Source organism: Actinomadura montaniterrae, assembly GCF_008923365.1.
Lineage (GTDB): Bacteria > Actinomycetota > Actinomycetes > Streptosporangiales > Streptosporangiaceae > Spirillospora > Spirillospora montaniterrae.
This window is the reverse complement of sequence record NZ_WBMR01000410.1, coordinates 1-3938: the sequence shown is the minus strand read 5'-3', so window position 1 is coordinate 3938 and position 3938 is coordinate 1. Positions and strand designations below refer to the sequence as shown.

4 protein-coding genes are annotated in these 3938 nt (G+C 75.3%); all 4 read left to right on the top strand.

The window, feature by feature from the left end; translation table 11 throughout:
* Nucleotides 1–823 (top strand): Rossmann-like and DUF2520 domain-containing protein (locus tag F9B16_RS49610; RefSeq protein ID WP_151547221.1); only part of this gene is annotated, 823 nt, incomplete at its 5' end.
* 126 nt (nt 824–949) lie between these two features.
* Nucleotides 950–1816 (top strand): pantoate--beta-alanine ligase, encoded by an 867-nt coding sequence (gene panC / locus F9B16_RS49605; RefSeq protein WP_151547220.1) that lies wholly within the window; start codon nt 950–952, stop codon nt 1814–1816.
* Nucleotides 1816–2232, top strand: coding sequence for an aspartate 1-decarboxylase (gene panD, locus F9B16_RS49600; RefSeq protein ID WP_151547219.1), 417 nt, complete (start codon nt 1816–1818; stop codon nt 2230–2232). Before panC ends, panD begins: the two co-directional genes overlap by 1 nt.
* Before the next feature lie 159 nt (nt 2233–2391).
* Nucleotides 2392–3938, top strand: a 1547-nt coding sequence (locus F9B16_RS49595) for an L-aspartate oxidase (RefSeq protein ID WP_151547218.1), incomplete at its 3' end; no start/stop codon positions are given.

Sequence of the window (3938 nt, the reverse complement as noted above, 5' to 3'; positions counted from 1 at the left end):
CGGCACGGCGCTCGGCGCGGCGCTCGCCCGCGCCGGCCACCGCGTGGTCGCCGCCGCGGCCGTCTCCGACCGGTCGCGCGAGCGGGTGGAGGAGCGGCTGCCCGGCGCCGCCGTCGTCACCCCGCAGGACGCGGTCGCCGCCGCCGACCTGGTGCTGCTGACCGTCCCGGACGACGCGCTGCCCGAACTCGCCACCGGCCTGGTCTCCGCGGGCGTCGACGTCACCGGCAAGCTCGTCATGCACACCAGCGGGCGGTACGGGTCCGCCGTCCTGGACCCGCTGACCCGCGCCGGGGCGCTGCCGCTGGCGCTGCACCCCGTCATGACCTTCACCGGACGCCCCGACGACGTGAACCGGCTCACCGGCATCTCGTTCGGCGTCACCGCGCCCGAGCCGCTGCGCCCGGTCGCCGAGGCCCTCGTCGTCGAGATGGGCGGGGAGCCGGTGTGGATCACCGAGGAGCGCCGCCCGCTCTACCACGCGGCGCTCGCCGGCGGCGCCAACCACCTGGTCACGCTGGTCGTCGAGGCGATGGACCTGCTGTCCGCCGCGGGCGTCGGCGAGCCCGGCCGGATGCTCGGCCCGCTGCTCGGCGCCGCCCTCGACAACGCGCTGCGGCTCGGCATCGACGGCCTGACCGGCCCGGTCGCCCGCGGCGACGCCGGGACGGTCGCCGACCACGTCGCCGAGCTGGGCAGGGTCTCGCCGGAGAGCCGCCGCGCTTACATCGCGCTCGCCCGCCTCACCGCCGACCGCGCGCTCGGCGCGGGACTCCTCAAACCCGAGGCGGCCGAGCGCCTCCTCGAAGTGCTAGCCGACTGACGGGCCGGCCGCCCCGCGCCGGAGCAGCCGGTCATCGGCGAGGACGAAGCAGGACCGAGGACGAAGCAGGACCGATCAGGTCAGGACCGACCAGGGAGGATCAGTGAGCGAGTCGGAGGACGCGTCGTGACGCCCGTCATCGCCGCGACGCGCGAGGAACTGGCCGGCGCCCGTTCCGCGGCGAAGGGCGCGCTGGCGCTCGTCCCCACGATGGGGGCGCTGCACGAGGGGCACCGGTCGCTGATCCGCGAGGCGCGGCGCCGCGCGGACGCGGTGGCGGTCAGCATCTTCGTCAACCCGCTGCAGTTCGGCCCGGACGAGGACTTCGACCGCTACCCCCGGACGTTCGAGGCCGACCTCGAGGCCTGCGCCGCCGAGGGCGTGGACATCGTGTTCGCGCCGTCCCGCGAGGTCATGTACCCGGGCGAACCCGAGGTCACGGTCAAGTCCGGCCCGATGGGCGAGCGGGTGGAGGGCGCGGCGCGGCCCGGCCACTTCGACGGAATGCTCACGGTCGTCCTGAAGTTGTTGAACCTGGTGCGTCCGGACGTGGCCGTCTTCGGGCAGAAGGACGCGCAGCAGCTCGCGATGATCCGCCGGATGGTCGCGGACCTGAACGTGCCGGTCGAGATCGTCGGCGCCCCGACCGTCCGCGAGCAGGACGGGCTGGCCCTGTCGAGCCGGAACCGGTACCTGTCCGAGGACGAGCGGCGCACCGCGCTCGCCCTGTCCAAGGCCCTGTACGCGGGCGTGGACGCGGCGGACGAGGGCCCGGACGCGGTCGTCGGCGCGGCGGCCGCCGTGCTGGACAAGGCGGCCGCCGCCGACCCGCCGCTCGAGCTCGACTACCTGGTGCTCGTCGACCCGTCCACGTTCTTGCAGGTCACGACCGGATACACCGGTCCGGCCGTGCTCGCCGTCGCCGGCCGCGTCGGCGCCACCCACCTGATCGACAACCTGCCCCTCCAGCTCGTCACCCCGAAGGAGCGCTGATGTTCCGGACGATGTTCAAGTCGAAGATCCACCGCGCGACGGTCACCCAGGCGGACCTGCACTACGTGGGCTCGCTCACCCTCGACCAGGACCTGATGGACGCCGCGGACCTGCTGCCCGGCGAGCAGGTGCACATCGTGGACATCGACAACGGCGCCCGCCTGGAGACCTACCTGATCGCGGGCGAGCGGGGCTCCGGCGTGATCGGGATCAACGGGGCGGCGGCCCGCCTGGTGCAGCCCGGCGACCTGGTGATCATCATCGCGTACGCGCAGATGACCGACGCCGAGGCGCGCGAGTTCGAGCCGCGCGTGGTGCACGTCGACCGGTCCAACGCGATCGTCTCGCTGGGCTCCGACCCGGCCGAGCCGGTCCCCGGCGGCGACGGCGTGCGGGGCGACCTCGTGGCGCGCTGAAGCGTGCGGTAGCGGCCGGTCAGGGCGGCCGCGCATCCCCCGGGCGGGGTGCGCGGTCGTCCTGCTATTTGGGGTTCTACCCCGGAATCGGGGGGCCGAGCATTCGGGTCCGGCGGGGATAATGTCACAATGACGAGAACCGAACCCCGAGGAGGGCTCATGATCCCTTCCGTTCTCGACGCCCCCGCCCCCGGCTGGACGGCCGACGCCGACGTCGTCGTCATCGGCTCCGGCATCGCCGGCCTCGTCGCGGCGCTGCGCTGCCGCCCGCACGGGCGCGTCCTGCTCGTCACCAAGGCGCTGCTCGACGCCGGATCCACCCGCTGGGCGCAGGGCGGCATCGCCTCCGCGCTGGCCCCCGACGACGACCCCCTCGACCATCTCGCCGACACCCTCACCGCCGGCGTCGGCCTCTGCGACGAGGCCGCCGTCCGCGTGCTCGTCACCGAGGGCCCGGACGCCATCCGCGGGCTCATCGAGCTCGGCGCCGCGTTCGACCGCTCCGCCGACGGGGAGATCGCGCTGACCCGCGAGGGCGGCCACCACCGCCGCCGCATCGCGCACGCCGGCGGCGACGCCACCGGCGCGGAGATCAGCCGCGCGCTGCTCGCCGAGCTCAAGGACTCCGGCGTCGAGGTCATCGAGCACGCCCTCGTCCTCGACCTGATCAAGGACGCCGCCGGGCGCGCCGCCGGGGTCACCCTGCACGTGATGGGCGAGGGCCAGCCGAACGGCGTCGGCGCCGTCCGCGCCCGCGCCGTCGTGCTCGCGACCGGCGGCCTCGGCCAGGTGTTCTCCGCCACCACCAACCCCGAGGTGTCGACCGGCGACGGCGTCGCGCTCGCGCTGCGCGCCGGCGCCGCCGTCACCGACCTCGAGTTCGTCCAGTTCCACCCGACCCCGCTGTGGCTCGGCGAGGGCGCGCGCGGGCAGCAGCCGCTGATCTCCGAGGCCGTCCGCGGGGAGGGCGCCCACCTGATCGACCGCTCCGGCGAGCGGTTCATGGTCGGCCGCCACGAGCTGGCCGAGCTCGCCCCCCGCGACGTCGTCGCGAAGGGGATCGTGAACCGGATGCGGGAGACCGGCGAGCCCTGCATGCTGCTGGACGGCCGGCACTTCGGCGCCGCGATGTGGGAGAAGCGGTTCCCGACCATCCTGGCCGCGTGCCGGCACCACGGCATCGACCCGGTGACCGAGCCGATCCCGATCGCGCCCGCCGCGCACTACTCCAGCGGCGGCGTCCGCACCGACCTGTGGGGGCGTACGTCCGTCCCCGGCCTTTACGCGTGCGGCGAGGTCGCCTGCACCGGCGTGCACGGCGCGAACCGGCTGGCGTCCAACTCCCTGCTCGAAGGCCTGGTCTTCGCGGCCCGCATCGCCATCGCCCTCACCGACGACCTGGCCGCCGCCGACTTCACCGGCCCCGCGGACGTCCCGGCCGACGCCGCGCCTTCAGTCGGCGCACCGGCTTTGGCGGATGCGGCGGTCCCGGCCGATGCGGCGGTCCGGGCGGACGCCGCGGTCTGGGCGGACGCTGCGGTCTCGGCGGACGCTGTGGTCTCGGCGGACGCTGCGGCCTCTGCCGGTACGGCGGCCTCGGCCTCTGCCGGTACGGCGGCCTTGGTCGACGCAGCGCAGCGCGCCGCGGTCGGCGCGGCGCCCGCGGTGCGTGCCGCAGCCAGCACGGCGGCCGCGGCGGGGTCCGC

Bases quoted from the DNA above. Each gene is read 5' to 3' on its own strand.
- panD (WP_151547219.1), top strand. From the start codon at position 1,816: ATGTTCCGGACGATGTTCAAGTCGAAGATCCACCGCGCGACGGTCACC.